This is a genomic window from Microvirga sesbaniae (assembly GCF_025460805.1).
Taxonomy (GTDB): Bacteria; Pseudomonadota; Alphaproteobacteria; order Rhizobiales; family Beijerinckiaceae; genus Microvirga; species Microvirga sesbaniae.
Map to the genome: position 1 here is coordinate 43075 of NZ_JAMXFJ010000022.1, position 18863 is coordinate 61937.

Here is an 18863-nt window from a genome sequence, read left to right on the forward strand (position 1 = left end):
TTCGTCGTCACATAGAGGGAGAAAGATTCGGCCGCCCAATGCTTTAGATCGCCTCCCGCGGCAGAAGGGGACGATCCTCGGCCAGGCCGGAAACCCTTCCCCGCAAACATCTGCGCCTTTCGGGTGTTGAAACCGGTGTGAAACCGATCCGTCCTGAGGCGCTCCTCAAATGGACCGGGGCGGCCCCGCCTGGGCTGCTCCGGTCAGCGAAAGTCTGAATGTCCAAGAAGTCGAAACATCTCGTCAGTCTCAATCACCTGCCCGGGATCCTGCTCGCCAGCACGGCCGAATGCGAGCGCTGGATCGACGCCGGTCTGATCCCCGTGGCTGAGCGCCGGACCTTCCAGAAGCGCGGACGCAGCTTCGAGGCTCCCATGTTCGATCCGGACGTGGTCGCCGCGCTGGCGGCCGAGGTTCCGGCCTGGCGCGTGCAAGGAGGCGAGACGCCCGAGCGCAATGGACCTGCCCGCCGGAACGCGGACGAGGACAGGACCCAACCCGTGGATGAAGCCGCGCATCGCCGCCGGCAGAGCATTCTCGCTCCGGTTCGGAAGAACACCGGGATCTATGTCGCCGAGGACATCCGCCGGATCGAGAGCGGTCGCTGGAAGCCGGAGCGGGTCTTCGCCGGATACCGGGCGGTGTTCAGCCGGCCCATGCAGATCCTCCCGGACGGCGTTCCCGTCGACATCGCGGTCGAGTACGCGTTCGCCGAACCGGTCGAGGTCGCGGCGGTCGTGCTCGCGCCGGCGCGCGTGGAGCGGACCGAGCTCGCGGCCGCGTCCGAGGCGCTCGAGGCTCGCCTGATCGCGCTCCAGGATGCAACCTTTGCGGCCTGCGAGCAGGAGTTGGCCGCCTGGCGCGACGAACTCGAGACCTATCTCGATGCCTATGAGGATGCGAACGAGCGGCAGGCGATCCTCGGCGGCATCCGCTCGGCCCTCGAAAGGCTCGACCGGATCCATGCCTCGGACAAGAGCGGTCCCGCGGGAGCCGGGCGCAAGCTCCGGCAGAAGCTCGACGATTTCCGCTCCAAGGCGGCCGCCCGGCGGCTGCGGCACCTGCGCGAGGCGCAGATCCGGGAGGCGTCGGGCTACGAGAGCTATGCGGCGATCTTCCCCGTGGCGCGGTCCCTGAACCGCCGGTTCCTGTTCCTGGCGGGGCCGACCAATTCGGGCAAGACCCACGAGGCGCTCAGGCTCGCCGGCGAGGCTCAGTCAGCCGAGATCCTGTCGCCCCTGCGGCTCCTCGCGCTCGAGCATTACGAACGCATGAATGAGCAGGGCTTCGCGGCCGGCATGATCACCGGTGAGGAGCGTGTGCTTCCGGAAGGCGCGACCCATATCGCCCGCACCATCGAGACCCTGGATCTGCACCGGGTGGTCGACGTGTGCGTGATCGACGAGGTCCAGATGCTGGGCGACCCGAGCCGCGGCTGGGCCTGGACCCAGGCGATGGTCGGAGCGCCGGCGAAGCTCGTGGTCCTGACCGGCGCACCCGAGGCGATCCCCCTCGTGGAGCATCTGCTTGCCATGACCGGCGAGCCGCTGGAGGTGAAGATCCTCAAGCGCAAGGGCAAGCTGCGCGTCGAAGGTGTTCCGGCCAATCTCAACAAGCTGATGCGGGGCGACGCGGTCGTGGCCTTCACCCGCCGCGACGTGCACGATCTGCGCACGCGCCTGGTCGCGGCCGGGCGCACGGTGGCCACCGTCTATGGCGCCCTCGGGCCGGAGGTCCGCCGCGCCGAGGCGGCGCGGTTCCGCAACGGCGAGGCGGACGTTCTCGTCGCAACCGACGCCATCGGCATGGGGTTGAACATCGGCCCGCTGAGGCGGGTCGTGTTCTCGACGCTGCGCAAGTTCGACGGCGTGCGGGAGCGGCAGCTCAACGCCATGGAGATCAAGCAGATCGCCGGCCGGGCAGGGCGCTTCGGCCACCACGACGAGGGCCTCGTGACGGCGCTGCCGGAGGTCGGAGCCTATGCGCAGGTCGAGACCGTCATCCGCAACGCGCTGAACGGGGATGCCGCGAAGCTGCGCGGCAAGGCGTTCGTCCGTCCGAACCAGGAGACCGTGCTGTCCGCAAGCGAGGTCCTGCAGACGGACCGCCTCGGCCGCGTGCTGCGCCACCTGAACGACACCCTCGTCGCAGGGCACCCTGACCTGCGCATGGCCGACATGGACGAGATGATCGAGCTGGCATCGCTCCTCGATACGGTGGACCTGCCGGTCCTCGACCGCCTGTCCTATTCCATGGCGCCGGTCGACGGTCGCGAGCGGCTGGCGGTCGAGCTCCTCCTCGACTGGGCGCGGCAGCATGCGGCGCACGGCCGGGTCCAGGCTCCGGATTTCGGCGTGAACACGGATCTTCTCAAGCTGGAAGCCAGGGTGAAGATCGCCACCAGCTGGCTGTGGCTGGCGCAGCGCTACCCGCAGGTCTTCGAGGATGTGGACGCGGTGGTCGACCTGCGCGCGAGCCTCAATGCGAAGATCGAGGAGAAGCTCGTTGCGACCTCCGTGTCGCACCGCCGGAGACCCGACGAGAAGGTGCGGCGCGACCGGAGCGCGAAGCCCCGACGGCAGAAGAACAGGCGCCGCGGTCGGGACGAGGCTCCCGCGGGCGAGACGGAAACCTATCGTGCCGGGGGCCGGTGAGCACCAGACCTTGAGGGCTGCCGTTTGAATGCCATGGCCCGCCTCGTGTCGGCCATCCCGGTGCGATTGAGCGCGGCGCTTCACGGCATCGGGATCACCGGGACGGGCCCGGTGATGACGGAGCATGCAGACCGCCGGTAAGCCTCAAGCCGCCAGTTCCTGCTCCACGAGGGCGACCCAGAAGGCAACGCCGGTCGGAATGGCCTCGTCGTTGAAGTCGTAAGCCGTGTTGTGGTGCAGGGCTCCGTCGACGGCAGGCCCGTTGCCGAGCCAGACATAGGCTCCCGGTGCGGCCTCGCTGAAGAACGCGAAGTCGTCGCCTGCGGTCGAGGGCTCGAAATCCGTCACGACCTTGGCGCCACACACGGCCCGCGCCGCTTCGAGCGCACGGGCCGTGGCATCGGCCTGGTTGACGACCGGCGGGATGCGGCGGCGGAATTCGTATGACGCCTCGATCCCGAACATCGCCGCGACCCCGCGCGCCAGACGCTCGATCTCCTCTTCGAGCTGATCGCGCACATGTGCGGAATAGGCTCGCGCCGTTCCGCCGATCTCCACCACGTCCGGAATGACGTTGAGGGCCCGCGGATCGCCGGCCTGGACGGAGCAGGCGCTCACCACGGCGGGCTGGAGCGGATTGACCACCCGGCCGACGATCGTCTGGAGCGCGGAGAGGAAATGACCGCTCGCCGTGATCGGGTCCTTGCCGAGATGAGGTTTCGCCCCGTGAGTCCCGATGCCCTTGAAGGTCACGAGCCAAGTATCCGACGAGGCGAGCTGCGGGCCCGCGGTAACGGCCATTTCGTCGATCGCCAGTCCGGGCATGTTGTGCAGCCCGTAGACGGCGTCGCAGGGAAAGAGGTCGAACAGGCCGTCCTCGACCATCTTCTTGGCACCGCCGCGGCCTTCCTCGGCCGGCTGGAAGATGAAATGCACCGTGCCGGAAAAGTTGCGGGTCTTGGCCAGATGACGGGCCGCTCCGAGGAGCAGCGTCGTATGGCCGTCATGACCGCAGGCATGCATCCTTCCGGCAACTCTCGACTTGTAGGGACGCTCCGCCTGCTCCGGCATGGCGAGAGCGTCCATGTCGGCGCGCAGGCCGATGGTCCGGGCGCCGTCGCCGATCTGCAAGGTGCCGACGACGCCCGTCTTCCCCAGGCCCCGATGCACCCGAAGACCGGCCTCTTCCAGCAGGGAGGCCACGATCCCGCTCGTGCGCTCCTCCTCGAAACCCAGCTCCGGATGAGCATGGAGATCCTGGCGGAGTTCGCGCAGGAAGGAGAGATCCGCTTGAATGAGGTCCTGTCGGGGCATCGCGATGTGGTCCTGGATTTGCGGCCGGAATCGTTCGATAACGCGGCTGAAGACCCACCACAATCATCCTGTGCGACCCAAGGAACGAGACGAGCGATGCAGCCGCACGACTTCTGGCAGGAGATCCACCCGCCTCGGACCTTCGAGCGGTCGCCCTCCGACGGGCATCGCGGGTTCTTCCCGGCCGAGTTCGCGGATGGGCGCCAACTGCGCCTCCCGATCCGCGAGCTGGCTGACGGAGATCACGCGCTGGCGTCGCTCATCATCAACCAGGCGGGCTTCGCCGTCGAGGAAGCCCTGTGCGCCGGCCTCGCCGAACTGGCCCGACCCTTCGACCCGGAGGTGGTGGTCGGACTGCCGACCCTGGGCCTGACTCTGGCGAGCGGCACCGCGAAGAGGCTGGGACACGCCCGCTACGTGCCGCTCGGGACCTCGCGCAAGTTCTGGTACCGCGAGGAGCTCTCCGTCCCGATGAGCTCCATCACGAGCCCCGAGCAGGTGAAGCGCCTCTATCTCGATCCGCGCATGCTGCCGCTGGTGGAAAACCGGCGCGTGCTGCTCGTGGACGACGTGATCAGCAGCGGCCGCTCCATCGTCGCCGCCCTGCGGCTGCTCGACGCCTGCGGCGTCCGACCCGTCGCCATCGGGGCGGCGATGCTGCAGACGAATGCGTGGCAGGAGCCGGTTTCGGCCGTCTATCCCGGAGCACGGGACCGGGTCGTGGGAGTGCTCCGGACACCGCGCCTGAAGCGGAACCCGGCCGGAGGCTGGACTCCCCGACAGGCCGACATCGATTTGCAAGTTTTTTGAGCAGAATGGCTGTAAGGTGGGCAGGGTCCCCGACGTGCGGGGCTTTCCAGAGGCCGTGGTTGTGTTAATGCGTGGACCCCACAGGGCGGTCAACGACCGCGTAAGGGGCATCGGCACCCTTTCCTTGGCCGTGAAACAGTGAACCCGGGAGACACTCAGATGGCAGGGCGTTGGCAGAAACCTTTGGCGGGCATGGCGTTTGTTCTGACGGCGCTGGCCGGGGCCCCGGCCATGGCCCAGAACAAGACGCTGACGATCTCCTGGTGGGGCTTCAACGGTGACAAGCTGGAAGAAATCATTCTCAAGCCCTTCCGCGCCCAGTGCGGCTGCGAGCTGGTCTTCGAGACGGGCAACAACGCCGACCGCCTGAACAAGATCAAGATCCGCGGCGGCAGCGGCGTGGACGTCGTCTACCTGACCGACAGCTATTCGCAGCTCGGGATCCAGGAAGGACTGTTCCAGCCGGTCGACCGCTCGAAGATCCCCAACGTCAACGGCATCTACGATCTCGCCAAGGAGCCGCAGGGCAAATACGGCCCGGCCTACACCATCGGACGGGTCGGCATCATCTACGACAGCGCCAAGGTGTCGGCCCCGATCACGTCCTGGAACGACCTGTGGCGCGACGATCTCAAGCGCCGCGTTTCGCTGCCGGGCATCACCACCACGGCGGGCCCGATGACGGTTCTCGTCGCGGCCAACAAGGCCGGCGTCGATCCGTACAAGGACGAGAGCGCGGCCTTCAAGGCGCTCGAGCAGCTGAAGCCCAACGTGGTGAAGAACTACAATACGGGTTCGGAGCTCGTGAACCTGTTCTCCACCGGCGAGGTCTCGGTGGCCATGGCCCAGGACTTCACCCTGGCCCAGATCCAGGCCGCGGTCCCGACCGTGCGCTGGGCCGAGCTGAAGGAGGGCGACTACGCCACCCTGAACACGGTCAACATCGCCAAGGGAGCCGCGAACCCCGAACTGGCGCACCAGTTCATCAACTTCATCCTGGATCCCAAGATCCAGCAGACCCTGGCCGAGCGGGGCGTGGATGCTCCGGTGGCCACCGCCGTTCAGCTGAAGCCCGAGGAGGCCGCCCGCTGGACCTATGGCCAGAAGATGATCTCGTCGCTGAAGCGTCTCGACTACGAAAAGCTCAACGCGGCCAAGGGCGACTGGCTCGACGCCTGGAGCGAGGTCTTCGGGAAATAAACCGGCCATCATGACAGCAAGACGCTTCTGGCGCCGGAACGGCGCAACCGGGTGGGCGCTGACGGCGCCTGCCACGCTCGCCGTGGTGGCGTTCCTGATCGTGCCGATCGGGGCTGTGATCGCCGGCACCTTCATGGATCCGCGCGGGGTCTTCGCTCCCTACATTTCCTATTTCAACAGCGGCTTCCGCACGACCGTCCTGTTCCGGACGCTGCAGATCTCGGCCTTCACGACGGTCATCTCCCTGATCTTCGGCTTCATGACCGCCTATGTGGTGTCCCGCGCGCCGGGCAAGGTGAAGAGCCTGCTCATCGTGGCGGCCGTATTTCCCCTTCTGACCGGCGTCGTCGTCCGCGCCTTCGCCTGGCTCATCATCCTGGGCCGCAACGGGATCCTGAACCAGGCCCTTCTCGCGCTCGGCATCGTCAACGAACCGCTCGAGATGCTCTATACGCAGGGCGCCGTCATCGTCGGCATGGTCTATCTCTTCGTGCCGCTGATGGTCCTGTCCCTGGTGGGAGTCCTCGAGAACATCCCCAAGGATGTGCTGCAAGCCTCGTCGTCGCTCGGCGCCTCGCCCATGGCGACGTTCTGGCAGGTGCTGCTTCCTCTGGCCGTCCCGGGACTCATCGTCGGCGCCGTGCTGGTCTTCACCGGCAGCTTCACGGCCTACGCGACCCCGCAGCTTCTCGGCGGCGAACGCCAGACCGTTCTCGCCACGCTGCTGCAGCAGCGCGCCATGGTGTCGTTCGACTGGGTCGGGGCTTCGACCATCGCGGCCATCATGACGGTTATCACGATCTCCATCGTTCTCGCGATGAGCCACGTCGCCCGCCGAATCAACCCCATGGCCACGTGATGTCCGACAGACCTCATCCCCTCCTGATCGTCATCGCGGCGCTAGTCTATCTCTTCCTGATGGTGCCGCTCGTCATCGTGGTCGGCGCGGCCCTCAGCGACACGACGTACCTGACCTTTCCGCCGCAGGGGCTGTCCCTGCGGTGGTTCGAGAACATCTTCCAGATCAGCGCCTTCCGGCGAACGATCGTCACGAGCCTGCAGATCGCGTTCCTCGGGACGCTGATCGCGCTCCTGATCGGCATCCCGGCCGCCTATGCGCTCAACCGCTTCCGGGTCGAGCTTCCGAAATGGCTCGGCACCCTGTTCCTGCTGCCGATCCTCGTGCCCGAGATCGTGTTCGGCTTCGCCCTGCTGAAGTCGCTCACGGTCGGGACAGGGGCGCCGATTTTCCTGGCCCTTCTCATCGGCCACACGCTCATTGTCCTGCCCTACGTGGTGCGGGTGATCAGCGCGAGCCTCGCGTCCTTCGACTTCTCCATCGAGGAGGCGGCAATCAGCCTGGGCAGCGCTCCGGTGAAGACCTTCTTCACCATCGTTCTGCCGAATGTCCGGGGAGGGGTCATCGCGGCATTCATCCTGGCCTTCATCACCTCGCTCAACGACGTGTCGGTGTCGCTCTTCCTGACAGGACCGGGCATCAGCACCCTGCCGATCCAGATCCTCGCCCATGTGGAGCAGTTCTTCGATCCCACGGTCGCGTCCGTGTCCGTCCTCTTGATGGTCCTCACGGTCGCCGTGATGGCCATCGTGGAGCGGACCCTCGGCCTCACCTTTCTAGCGAAGTAGCTTTCCGTGACACAGCCTCTCCATATCGAAGCCGTTTCCGCCCATTATGGAACGACCAGGGTTCTCGAAGACCTCTCGCTCTCTGTCCAGGCAGGCGAGCTCGTGTCCCTTCTGGGCGCCAGCGGCTGCGGCAAGACCACGACCCTGCGCCTGATCGCCGGGTTCCTGTCGCCCACCAGCGGGTCGATCACGCTCGGCGGCCGCGACCTGACCCGTCTGCCGACCCACAAGCGCGATATCGGCCTGGTCTTCCAGAACTACGCCCTGTTCCCGCACCTCTCGGTGCTCGACAACGTTGCCTTCGGGTTGAAGCAGCGCGGGATCGCCGCCGACGAGCGCCGCAGGCGAGCCATGGCGATGCTGGACCGCGTCGGGCTCTCTGTCCTGGCGGACCGCGCCCCCGGAGCGCTCTCCGGCGGCCAGAAGCAGCGCGTCGCCCTGGCCCGGGCTCTCGTCATCGAACCGCCGCTGCTGATGTTCGACGAGCCGCTCTCGAATCTCGATGCGAAGCTCCGGGTCGACATGCGCGTCGAGATCCGCCAGCTCCAGCGGGCCAACGGCACCACGTCGGTCTACGTCACGCACGACCAGGAGGAGGCGTTCTCGATCTCCGACCGTGTCGCCATCATGAACGCCGGACGTCTGATGCAGTTCGACCGGCCGGAGGTGCTCTACCGGCGCCCGGCCAATACCTTCGTGGCCCGTTTCGTCGGGTTCGAGAACGTCATCCCGTTCCAGGTGGTCGCGCGCGACGGCGACATGGTGACGGCCGAAACGGCCGGGATGAGGCTGGGGCTCTCGCAGAGCCTGTACGGGACCATTCCCGACGCCTTCCTGCTCGCGACGCGCCCGGACGGCCTGACCGTTTCGTCCGATGCGGCTGCCGACGGCCTTCCGGCGCGGCTGGGCTTGCGGACCTATCTCGGTCGGGCTTACCAGTATCAATGCGAGACCGCGGCCGGCCATCTCGTGGCCAACGGCAGCCTCACGGCGCCCCTGCAGGCCGGAGCCCGGGTGAAGCTCGTGCCGGTTCCCGAGCAATGCACCATCCTGGCGGCCGGGGGGGACGAGTGATGGCGTCGATCCTCATCGCGAATGCCTGCCTGCTCCCCATCGACGAGACCATGAGCGTCATCGAGCCAGGATGGGTGCATGTCGAGGGGAGTACCATCCGGGCGCTCGGCTCCGGTGAGCCGCCGCCTATCGAAGGCGCCGAGATCGTGGACGTCGGCGGCGACCTGGTCATGCCCGGCATGGTCAATCCCCACGCGCATCTGGCCATGACGCTCTTCCGCGGCCTCGGCGAGGACGTGGACGACCGGCTGTTCCGCTATGTGCTCCCCATGGAGCGCAAGTTCGTGACGCCCGAGATGGTCCGCGTCGGCACCCTTCTCGGCGCGCTCGAATCCATCGAGGCGGGCGTCACCACCATCGCGGACATGTATTACTTCGAGACGGAGGTCGGCCGCGCCCTGGACCAGGCCGGGCTGCGGGGCGTCGTCGGCCAGACGCTCGCGACCTTCGATCCGCCCGATCACAGGACCGTCGATGAGGGCTTCGCGCTTGTCGAGGAACTGGCGGCCGAGTTCTCCGGGCATGAGCGGATCGTTCCCTCCATTGCGCCGCACGCGCCCTATTCGACCGATGTCGCCATCATGGCCCGCGTCGCCCGCTGGGCCGAGGCGCATCCCGGCGTTCCGGTGCAGCTCCATCTCGCCGAGATGGACAGCGAGATGGAATGGTGCCGCAAGAACCATGGGCTGCGGCCCGTCGCGGTGGTCGAGAAGGCGGGTCTTCTTCGTCCGGGGCTGATTGCGGCGCATTGCCTGCACGTCGATCCGTTCGAGATCGAGCGCATGGCGAAGGCGGATGTGCGCGTCGCCCACAACGCGCGCTCGAACGCGAAGGCGGGACGCGGCATCGCCCCCATCGAGGCCATGCGTGCGGCCGGCATCAAGGTCGGCATCGCCACGGACGGTCCGATGAGCGGCAACACTCTCGACCTGTTCAGCCAGTTCGGTCCGGTCTCCATGTTCCAGAAGCTGCTCGGTCACAGCCGCAAGCCCATGCCGGCCGCCCAGGTGATCCGCATGGCGACCCTGGAAGGCGCGCAGGTGCTCGGCCTCGACGGACGCATCGGCTCCCTCGCGCCCGGCAAGCAGGCGGATCTCATCCGCATCGATCTGTCCGCGCCGCGCCTGCAGCCGGTCTACGACATCTACGCCACGCTGGTGTTCTCCGCCATGCCGGTGGACGTGCAGGACGTGATGGTCGGCGGCCGCTGGATCATGCGCGGGCGCCAGGTCGAGAGCCTGGAGCGCAAGAAGGTCCTGCGCGACGCAGGGCAGATCGCGGCCGCGTTCAAGGCCGAGATGGCCCGCATCGACGCGGCCGGATGAGGTCTACCAGACGACCGGGTGCGTCTGCCCGGTCGCCACGTTGACGAAGCCCTGCGGGGCGGCCTCGCAGGGCGCCACCAGGACCCAGCGCCAGGGCGCGCACGTCAAGGTCGCGAACTGGAGTCGCTCCGGGAAGCCCGGGTACCAGCGCGGCGAGAATGTGGGCTCGTAGAGCCACTCGATCTCTTCCGCCGCCGCATAGAGCCGCTGCATCTCCGCATCGAGGTCCTCCGCGGAGCGCTGCGTCATCAGCCCGCCGATCTCATAGCGCACTTCGGCCAGGATTTTGCCGCCGCTCGCCAGAACCCAGCCGCCGCCGATCTCCGCGACCCGGTTCGCCACCATGGCCATGGCTTCGTCGGAGGAGCCGACGATCCAGAGATTGTGCTTGTCGTGCGCGACCGTGCAGCCGACCGCCGTGTCGGACGTCTTGGGTCCGCAGCCGAGCCAGAACATGCGCGAGATATGTGCCTCGCCCGAGAAGCGGTCGACGATGGAAAACTTCGTGACGTTCCGGCCCGGATCCCGCTGCACGGCGCCGTTCTCGACCGGGAGCTCCATGGTGATGAAATCGTCGTGCCAGTGGAACGGGCGCAGCAGGGCGGCCTGCATCGTGACCCGGCCCGGCGCTGCCGCGATGGCGAAATCTTTCGGTTCGATCCGGCGCTGGATGTTCACGGTCCGCGAAGCCCAGTCGGGCCAGTCGATGGCGGGCAGGGGGCCGAGATAGTCCGGTCCTTTGGACACCGGCTTGCCGTCTGCCCAGACCTCGGCGATGGATACCTTCGCGACGTCGTCGAGCAGCACGATGTCCGCGAAGCGGCCCGGCGCGATGCTGCCGACCCAGGGCGTCAGCCGCATGTGGCGGGCCGGGTTGATGGTCACGCACTGGATCGCGATGTCCGGGGACAGACCCGTCTCGATGGCGAGACGGGCATTGTGGTCCGTGGCGCCCATCCGCAGGGTGTCCGAGGCGCTGCGGTCGTCGGTCGCAAAGGCGATCTGCGACCAGTCGGAGAGGCCGCGCTGGAGGAGGCCGGAGATGATCTCCGGCATCGAATGCGGCCTGATCTCGATGAAGATGCCGTGGCGAAGCTTGTCCCACACCTCCTCGGCCGTCCAACCTTCGTGGTCCGAGGCAAGGCCCGCCGCCGCGAAGGCGTTGATGGAATTCAGATCACGCAGGCCTGCCCCATGGCCTTCCACGACGCCGCGTTTCTCGAAAGTGGCCTGGATCATGCCCCAGAGCCGCCGGTGCGAGGGATTGTCCGGGTTGCAGACGGCCGGCCAGTCCATGACCTCGTCAAGGCCCGCCACCATGAGGCTCTCTTTCAGGAATCCTGCCTGCTCGTCGTAGCCGTAATGGCCGCCGCCCCATTCATAGGCGGTCGGCGGAACGGCCGATCCCGGCAGCGGGAAGATCTTCATCGGCGAGCCGTGACGCCGGGCGGTCAACCAGAATTCGAGGTTGTGAGGCCCGTCCACGTTCGAGAATTCGTGGCTCGCCTCGCAGGTCCACGTGTTGCCGCGCGGCAGGACGAGCGCGGCCTCGTATTCCGGCGTGAGGTGCGAGCTCTCGATATGCTTGTGCACCTCGCCGAAGCCGGGAACCGCAGCAAGACCGCGCCGATCCACCCGAGCCTCGGCCGCACCGGGGAAGGTGCCCGCCGGCCCGGTCCAGGCGATGCGGCGGCCACGGATGGCGATCTCCTGATCGTCGAGCCAGGTGCGGGTATGGACGTCGAGCAGGCGCCCGACGCGCAGCAGCAGGTCGGCAGGTCTCTTGCCCAGGGCGACCAGAACCAGATCCTGTCTTATCGCCACCTCGTCCGCGGCATTCACGAGACGATCGTCGGGGAGCGAGGCTGAAGGGTTCACGGGGCACCTGTGGCTATGGTCAAATCCCGTCCGGTGTCGGATAAGCGATCGAACGGACTCACAGCAAGGTTTCTAGCCCCATCATGCCCGACGCAAAACCCCGGCGGATCGTCATCGACACGGACCCGGGCATCGACGATGCCATCGGGATCCTGCTTGCTCTCGCCTCATCCGAGTTCTCGATTACCGGCCTGACGACGGTCGCCGGGAACATCGGCATCGAAACGACGACCCGCAACGCCGGCCGTCTGCTCGCCTTCGCCGGCCGGGAGGATATCCCGGTCGTTCGGGGGGAAGCGGCGCCGCTCTCGCGGCCGGGACCCGAACCGTTGAACCTCCATGGCGAGAACGGGATCGGCGGCGTCTCTCTGCCCGATCCCGGCCGACCGCCCGAGAGCCGGCCTGCCGTCCCATGGCTCGCGGATCTCCTGCTCGATCAGCCCGCCGGCACCATCGAGATTCTCGCTCTCGGGCCGCTCACGAACTTGGCTCGGCTGTTCCTGGACCATCCCGATGCGGCCCGGCGGATCGGCGGGATCATCGCCATGGGGGGCGTGATCCATGAGACCGGCAATGTCGGCCCGCGGTCCGAGTTCAATCTCTGGGCCGATCCCGAGGCCGCCGAGGTGGTCGTGTCGTCGGGATTGCCCCTGGTGCTGGTGCCGCTCGACGTCACCCGGCGGGTGCGAGCGTCACGGGAGTTCGCGCTGGCCTTGCGGGCGGCCGGAACGCCTCTGGCCGTCATGGTGGCCGATCTCGTCGAATCCTATTTCGAGACGAAGACGCATCAGGAGAGCCGTCCGCTGCATGACCCCTGCGTGATGCTCTTCGCCTTGGCGCCTGAGCTCTTCCGCCTCGAGGATCTGCACCTGGTCGTCAACACCGGATCAACCGGGGAGGCGGGAGCGTTGACCGTGGACGCCAGGGGGAGTGCGGTTCGGGTCGCCACCGGCGTCGACGGACCGGCGGTCCTCGATCTTCTCGCCAGGACCTTGACTGCCGCCTGACGCATGATGCGCCGCAGGCGGGACTCGGAGAGCACGATGCAGAATGAACCGCCCAAGCCCGAACTGGACGAGGAGACCATCGCGTTCGCCCAGCGGGTGTTCCAGCATGCGAGAGCCGGACAGGCGCAGGAACTCGGCGAATTGCTGCGCATGGGCCTGCCGCCGAACCTGCGCAACGAGAAGGGGGATTCGCTGCTGATGCTGGCGAGCTACCACGGCCATGTGGACGCGGTGCGGGTGCTCCTTGCGCAGGGGGCGGATCCGGACCTCGCGAACGATCGTGGCCAGACGCCGCTCGCCGGTGCCGCCTTCAAGGGCGATATGGCCACGGTCCAATGCCTGCTGGACGGCGGTGCGGATGCCAACGGTCGCAGCGAAGGCGGCAAGACCCCGCTCATGGTCGCCGCCATGTTCAATCGGACCGAAATCGTCGATGCGCTTCTCGCGCGGGGAGCGGTTCTCGATGCGCAGGACGCGGGCGGCCTCACGGCCGAAGCGCTGGCCGGTGCCATGGGAGCCGCCGACACCGCGGATCAACTCTCCAGGGCAGCGCGCCAGTCCCGAGATTAGAGCATTTTTCGGTGAAGTGGATCCGGTTCACCGTCAAAGAATGCGTTGAGAGCATCGGACCCAAAAGTGGACTTGCACTTTTGGGATCCATCCGATGCTCTATGCTCTATCCGACGGCTTATGGGCCGTCAGGAGCCCGTAGCGCATCGATCCAGTGCGATAGGCGAGCCAGATCCGGGGAAGGCTCAAGGCGAAGACGCGGTTCTTCGAGCGCGCATCGAGCAGGTAGCGCCTGTAATCCGGTCGGGTCAGGAGCTTCGTCGCCACCCGGCCGGCGCAGAGCGACCAGGTGCGCCTCACTCTCCGGCTGAGATCCTCGAACCCATCCATGTCGAACCCGGCCTTTTCGGCCCAGGCGCGATACTCCGCTTCCGTGCCCATGCCGGGCAGCCGGCCCTCGCGGCAGATCGGTTCGAGCAGAAGACGCTCCTCCCAGGACCGCGACCGGTCCCGGGCGAGCCAGGCATAGATTGCAAGCCGGCCCCCGGGTTTCAGGGTTCGGTACGCCTCATCGAAGAACCGCTGCTTGTCCGGCATGTGCTCGGAGCTTTCGATCGCGATGACATGGTCGAACGCGCCGTCCTCGAACGTGTTCGCGAGCCAGTCCTGCCGCAGAAAACGGAGGCGCGGTGAGCCGACGACACGCTGGTCCGCGCGCCCGATCTGGGCGGCCGACAGGGTCACCCCGGTAACCCGGACACCATGATGGCGGGCAAGCCATTCGGCCGTCGCGCCGTAACCGCAGCCGACGTCGCAGACGTGCTGTCCGGGCACGAGCGCCAAGGCGTCGGCAAGATGCGCGATCAGGGCTTCGACCGCCCCGTCCGGCGTCTCGCGGCCTGTCGTCCACAGCCCATGATGCACGTGCTCGCCCCAGATGTCGCGGTAGAACCGGTCGAGCTCGTCGTAATGCTCGGCGACGGCTGCGGAGGATTGCGGTTCCCGAGGGATGATCATGGGGGCGCCAAAGCGCGGGCCACGGCGGCCTCCTGCACCCGCGTCAGGGACGTGACATGGCGCATGGCATCAGGCCAGATCCGGCTCACATGAAACACCGCGTGCCGGCCCGCCTCATGGCGCACGGTGCGGTTCAGCGCCGAGGCCAGCCGGATCGAGCGCCCGATGTCGGATCGGACCCGATGGTGAAAGATCGAGCTGGCCGTGCCATGGGAGAGATAGGTCGCGGCGGCCAGGCACCCGCTGTGCAGCGCAATCGACATGCCTTCTCCGGTAAACGAGGGAATGACCCCGACCTGGTCGCCCAGGCGATACAAGCCCTGCGGCTCGCGGGCATCGGGGGCATGGAGAAAGCCATAGGGGATCTGGAAGATCGACAACGGGCGCGGGAAGAGCGGTTGCGCGTCCTGCAGGCGCTCGGTCAAGGGCGGGCACTCGTCAGCCATGTGGGCGATGAGCGCATCCCACCGCCTCCCGAGTTCGTCGAACCGTTGGCGGGACACGACGAGGCAGAGATTGGCGATGTCCTTCTCGATCATCTGAAGCCCGGCATATCCGCCGGAGAAGAGAATGACCTCGACGCAGCCCTGGAGCGCCCGCTGCTGGCTCTTGGCCAATCGGTAATGCAGCTTGAAGCCGATGAGATCGCCCATGGTGTTCGCCGTCGGCCGCTTCACGCCTCTCACGTCGTGTTTGCCCGACGCCAGGAAGACTGTGTCCGCCTGGATCGGGCGGCTGGCGGCAAGCGCGAACCGAGCCGTGGTCCGGTCGAACGAGATGGACCTGACAGGCTCGTTTCGGACGATTCGGGCGCCTCGGGAGCGCGCCTGAACCAGCAGGGCCTCGTCCAGGACCTTTCGGGACAATCCTCTGGCCACGAAAGGCAGGGAGACCTCCGTCGCGCCGCGCTTGCGGACGAGGCGCAGGCGCGAGATCCGGCTTGCTCCGAGGCCATCGAGATCGATGCCGAGACGGGACAGATAGGTCTGCGCCTCGATGCTCAGAAACTCGCCGCAGACCTTGTGCCGGGGCTGCGCATCGCGCTCGAGCAGAAGAACGGGACGTCCCGCCTCGGCCAGGATGCAGGCCGCCGACGCGCCGGCCAGTCCGCCGCCGACAATCACGATCTCCTCGTGCCATCCGCCGCTCATTTCAACCGGCTCACGCAGAGACGGAAGGAGGGATACCACCGGATCCGGGCCGTCCCGGGTCCGAGACCGGCGGCAGCCAGGATCCGCTCCCAATCGTCCCGACGGAAGCTTCGGGCGATCGAGATCGGCCCGTCGTGCCGGACGAAGCGGTGCCAGCGCGCCGCCCAGGAGAGCGCGCGGAAGAAATGGAACGGGATCGGATGGCGGTAGAGATCGGCGATGAACCAGCCGCGCGCGGCGGTCCGCTCCATCCAGCGCACGAAGCCCGCGACCTCCTGGTCCGACATGTGATGGGTCGTCTGCGAGCAGATGATGAAATCGATGGGGCGTTCGGGCTGGAAATCGAACACGTTTCCTGTCCGGAAGTCGATGGGAACGTCGGCGGGGGTCGCAGCGCGCGCGATCGGCTCGCTCATGGGGTTGAGATCGACGCCGATCAGGTCCACGGGGCGGCCGCGGCGCCGGCTCCAGGAATGGATCCGCCGCAGCAGGTCCCCGTATCCATAGCCGACGTCCAGGATCGTCACGCGGTCGCTGGGGTTCAGGTGACGGGTGGCACGGTCGAGCCATTTCAGGACAGGTCCGTGGGTCATGGTCACCACATTGACGGCCGCCAGATCCTTCAGGCAGGCGCGGTAATCGTCGAGGCTGACAGGCTCCGTGTCCATCCACTCGGTCTCGGGGCTGCGCTGGGCGAAACTCCGGCTCATGGAGGCCTCTATCCGGCGAGGGTGAAGCGGAACGTCTCGGCCGCCAGTCCCGGTCCGAAGGCCATGCCGAAACCGTTCGAGCTCGGGGGAGCACCCTGCATGATCCGGCCCAGGACGAACATCAGCGTGGCCGAGGACATGTTGCCGAAGTCCCGCAGCACGCCGCGGGACCAGCGCAGGGCGTCCGGGGAGAGATCGAGGCCCTGTTCGACCGCGTCGAGGATCGTTCGCCCGCCGGCGTGGACGGCCCAAAGATCGAATTCGTCCTTGCGCTGGCCGCGCAGGATGCCGCCCTCGTCGTTGCGGGTGGCCTCGTGGCGCAGCGCCTTGGCAATCTGCTGCGGGACCTCTCCGGACAGGCTCATCTCGAACCCGGCATCGCCGATCCGCCAGGTGATCAGGTTGCGGGTGTCGGGGATCGTCGCGACGCGGAAATCCTTGAGCGCGATGCCTTGCGGATCCGCCGACACGAGGCTGGCCGCGCACCCATCGCCGAAGAGCAGGGCGCTGAGGATCACCTCGAGGTCGGACGTCTCCTGAAGGTGGAGCGTGCAGAGCTCCAGATTGACCACCAGGACCCTTGCCTCCGGCTCGGACCGGACGATGTGATGGGCCACCTTCAGGGCATTCACGGCAGCCGCGCAGCCCATGAATCCCACCATGGTCCGCTCGATCGAGGGGTTGAGCCCCAAGCGCTCCATGATCTGCTGATCGAGCCCCGGTGCGGTGAAGCCGGTGCAGGATGCCACCACCAGGTGGGTGAGGGAGGATAGGTCCTCGTTCAGCTCGAGCGCCTCGACGGCCTGCTGGGCGAGATCGACGGCATGGGTCTCGAAACGCTGCATCCGGGCGCCGGTCCCGGCAAACGCGCCGGGCCGGAAAAAGCCCTCCCGGTCGGCCGCCGCCTCGGGGTTCTCGCTCGGAGACAGGGTGGAGTAGCGATGTTCGATGCCCGACCGCTGAACCATGCGGCGGAAGATCAGCTTGTTTTTCCGGTCGGGGAGAAACTGGTCCACGAAGCCGATGAAGGTCTGATGGACGTCATGCTGCGGGACGGCAGTGCCGATCCGGTTGATATACGCGCCTGCCAAGGAAACCACCTGTCAACCTCGGCCCTGGCCCGGACGTCGAGCGATCAGAGCCCTTCAGGTCAAGAATAGGGCGCTGCCGGGTGGAGAAAACGACGGTTGGCGCACAAGTCGCACCCGGCCTCAGCTTTGCGCAGGTGGCGCAGCCGTTCCGGCCGGGACAGCCTCGGCCGGCGTACCCGTCCGGGGCTGCCCGCGCTTGAGGGTCTGCTCCCGGGCGAAGATGAACAATCCGGCCGCCACGACGATGAAGATGCCGACCAGGGCCAGGGCGTCGGGCCATTCGTCGAAGAACAGCGCCCCGATCGCCAGAGCCCAGAGGATCTGGCTGTACTGGGCCGCTCCCAGCCGGTCGGCCGGAGCGTACAGGGTCGCGATGATGAACAGCGCCTGCGCGACGAAGGCTGTCGCCGCGAAGGACAGCAGCAGGACCCACTGCTGGGCGGTGGGCCAGGCAAAGCCCGGGATCATCAGAAGTCCCGCCAGAACGGTCGTGGCCAGAAAGACCGTTCCGATCAGGGTGAAGCGCTTCTCGGTATGACCGATCATCCGGCCGGTGATGACCCCGCCGGCGGCGCACAGAGCCGTGGCGAGCGCGGCCAGATGGCCCGGGAGAAACTCCTTGAATCCCGGCCGGACGATGATCAGCACGCCGATGAAGGCCGCGCAGACCGCGAGACCCCGGCGCCACCGGACATGCTCCTTGAGCACGAAGATGGAGAGCACGGTGACGAGGCTCGGCATGAGGAACAGGAGCGCGAACGCTTCCGCGAAGGGCAGACTCCGGAACGCCATGACGCTGAACGGAGTGGTCGCGGCGATCAGGAAGACCCTGAGCCCCATGAGCCATGGCCGGTTCCAGCGCACCAGATCGACGATCCTGTCACCGCTCTTCATGAAGACGGGCGACAGGAGAAGGGGGATGAGATAGCCGAAGAACGTCACTTCGAAGGGATCGAGCCCATGCCCGATCTCCTTCACGACGGCATCGCCCCAGGCGAAGACGGCAAAGGCAAGGAAAGCGAGAAGAATACCTTTGACCATGATGGGACAATCCCGCGGGACGGCGGCAATGAGGCACGGAGGACGGAGCCGTCGTGCGGCGCATCCGGACGAGCTGGCAGGATAGAGAACTTATCTCGGCATGACGAGGCGCGGGCGCTTGCGCTCCACCACCACGACCTTCGGCCCGTCGCTGCGCTCGGGCATGATCATGCGTTCGGGCATCCGCTCGGGACGACGCGGCTGGGCCGGGGTCTTCAGCACCACAGGGCGGACTTCGTCCTGCGGCAGCCCCATCAGCTGCGCGGCGATCTCGACCTGGCTGTCGATGTCGTCCGTCAGGCCCTGGGCGGCGACGATCGCCTCCTCGAGGACCGGAGGTTCGACCCGGGTGACGCGCCGATGCCGGCTCTCGGACGGTTTCTTCTTGGCAAGCATTGGGTTTCTCCTGCGCAGACCCCTTAACCCATCGAACT

At 67.0% G+C, this 18863-nt stretch carries 17 protein-coding genes; 9 read left to right on the plus strand and 8 right to left on the minus strand.

Annotated features, from left to right (window positions below; all coding sequences use genetic code 11):
* Positions 1-218: 218 nt before the first annotated feature.
* Positions 219-2654, plus strand: coding sequence for a helicase-related protein (locus OCW50_RS23585; protein ID WP_262299179.1), 2436 nt, complete (start codon positions 219-221; stop codon positions 2652-2654).
* Between the two features lie 144 nt (positions 2655-2798).
* On the opposite strand, the gene OCW50_RS23590 is transcribed toward OCW50_RS23585, so the two are convergent.
* Entirely contained in the window at positions 2799-3968 is a 1170-nt protein-coding gene (locus OCW50_RS23590) for a M20 aminoacylase family protein (RefSeq protein ID WP_262299180.1), read from the minus strand.
* A 96-nt stretch (positions 3969-4064) separates the two neighbouring features.
* Between OCW50_RS23590 and OCW50_RS23595 the strand changes: the two genes are divergently transcribed.
* The 6 genes from OCW50_RS23595 (at position 4065) to OCW50_RS23620 (ending at position 10024) form a co-directional block, all read left to right on the plus strand.
* A complete protein-coding gene (locus tag OCW50_RS23595) occupies positions 4065-4778 on the plus strand; it encodes a phosphoribosyltransferase (RefSeq protein ID WP_262299181.1) in 714 nt (237 codons plus the stop codon).
* Positions 4779-4937: 159 nt separating this feature from the next.
* Positions 4938-5978 (plus strand): ABC transporter substrate-binding protein, encoded by a 1041-nt coding sequence (locus OCW50_RS23600; RefSeq protein ID WP_262299182.1) that lies wholly within the window; start codon positions 4938-4940, stop codon positions 5976-5978.
* 10 nt (positions 5979-5988) lie between these two features.
* Positions 5989-6837: an ABC transporter permease gene (locus OCW50_RS23605; protein ID WP_262299183.1), complete on the plus strand. Its 849-nt coding sequence runs from the start codon at positions 5989-5991 to the stop codon at positions 6835-6837.
* Positions 6834-7625, plus strand: a complete 792-nt coding sequence (locus OCW50_RS23610; protein WP_262299184.1) for an ABC transporter permease — start codon at positions 6834-6836, stop codon at positions 7623-7625. The genes OCW50_RS23605 and OCW50_RS23610 overlap by 4 nt, the downstream gene beginning before the upstream one ends.
* A gap of 6 nt (positions 7626-7631) precedes the next feature.
* A complete protein-coding gene (locus OCW50_RS23615; RefSeq protein WP_262299185.1) occupies positions 7632-8699 on the plus strand; it encodes an ABC transporter ATP-binding protein in 1068 nt (355 codons plus the stop codon).
* Positions 8699-10024, plus strand: coding sequence for an amidohydrolase family protein (locus tag OCW50_RS23620; protein WP_262299186.1), 1326 nt, complete (start codon positions 8699-8701; stop codon positions 10022-10024). Before OCW50_RS23615 ends, OCW50_RS23620 begins: the two co-directional genes overlap by 1 nt.
* A gap of 3 nt (positions 10025-10027) precedes the next feature.
* Here OCW50_RS23620 and OCW50_RS23625 read toward each other — a convergent pair whose 3' ends face one another.
* Positions 10028-11902 carry an adenine deaminase gene (locus OCW50_RS23625; RefSeq protein WP_262299187.1) on the minus strand — a complete coding sequence of 625 codons (1875 nt, stop codon included), beginning with the start codon at positions 11900-11902 and terminating at the stop codon, positions 10028-10030.
* A gap of 83 nt (positions 11903-11985) precedes the next feature.
* Here OCW50_RS23625 and OCW50_RS23630 point away from each other — a divergent pair, with 83 nt between their 5' ends.
* On the plus strand, positions 11986-12909 hold the full coding sequence (locus tag OCW50_RS23630; RefSeq protein WP_262299188.1) for a nucleoside hydrolase: 924 nt from the start codon (positions 11986-11988) through the stop codon (positions 12907-12909).
* Positions 12910-12945: 36 nt separating this feature from the next.
* Positions 12946-13479, plus strand: a complete 534-nt coding sequence (locus tag OCW50_RS23635) for an ankyrin repeat domain-containing protein (RefSeq protein ID WP_262268701.1) — start codon at positions 12946-12948, stop codon at positions 13477-13479.
* 99 nt (positions 13480-13578) lie between these two features.
* On the opposite strand, the gene OCW50_RS23640 is transcribed toward OCW50_RS23635, so the two are convergent.
* The 6 genes from OCW50_RS23640 to OCW50_RS23665 form a co-directional block, all read right to left on the minus strand.
* Positions 13579-14436: an SAM-dependent methyltransferase gene (locus OCW50_RS23640; protein WP_262299189.1), complete on the minus strand. Its 858-nt coding sequence runs from the start codon at positions 14434-14436 to the stop codon at positions 13579-13581.
* Entirely contained in the window at positions 14433-15587 is a 1155-nt protein-coding gene (locus tag OCW50_RS23645; RefSeq protein WP_262299190.1) for an NAD(P)/FAD-dependent oxidoreductase, read from the minus strand. The genes OCW50_RS23640 and OCW50_RS23645 overlap by 4 nt, the downstream gene beginning before the upstream one ends.
* Positions 15584-16297 (minus strand): methyltransferase domain-containing protein, encoded by a 714-nt coding sequence (locus OCW50_RS23650; RefSeq protein ID WP_262299191.1) that lies wholly within the window; start codon positions 16295-16297, stop codon positions 15584-15586. The genes OCW50_RS23645 and OCW50_RS23650 overlap by 4 nt, the downstream gene beginning before the upstream one ends.
* Positions 16298-16305: 8 nt before the next feature.
* Entirely contained in the window at positions 16306-17397 is a 1092-nt protein-coding gene (locus OCW50_RS23655) for a type III polyketide synthase (RefSeq protein WP_262299192.1), read from the minus strand.
* Positions 17398-17508: 111 nt separating this feature from the next.
* Positions 17509-18429, minus strand: coding sequence for a DMT family transporter (locus tag OCW50_RS23660; RefSeq protein ID WP_262299193.1), 921 nt, complete (start codon positions 18427-18429; stop codon positions 17509-17511).
* Positions 18430-18519: 90 nt separating this feature from the next.
* A complete protein-coding gene (locus OCW50_RS23665) occupies positions 18520-18825 on the minus strand; it encodes a hypothetical protein (protein WP_262299194.1) in 306 nt (101 codons plus the stop codon).
* Positions 18826-18863: the final 38 nt, after the last annotated feature.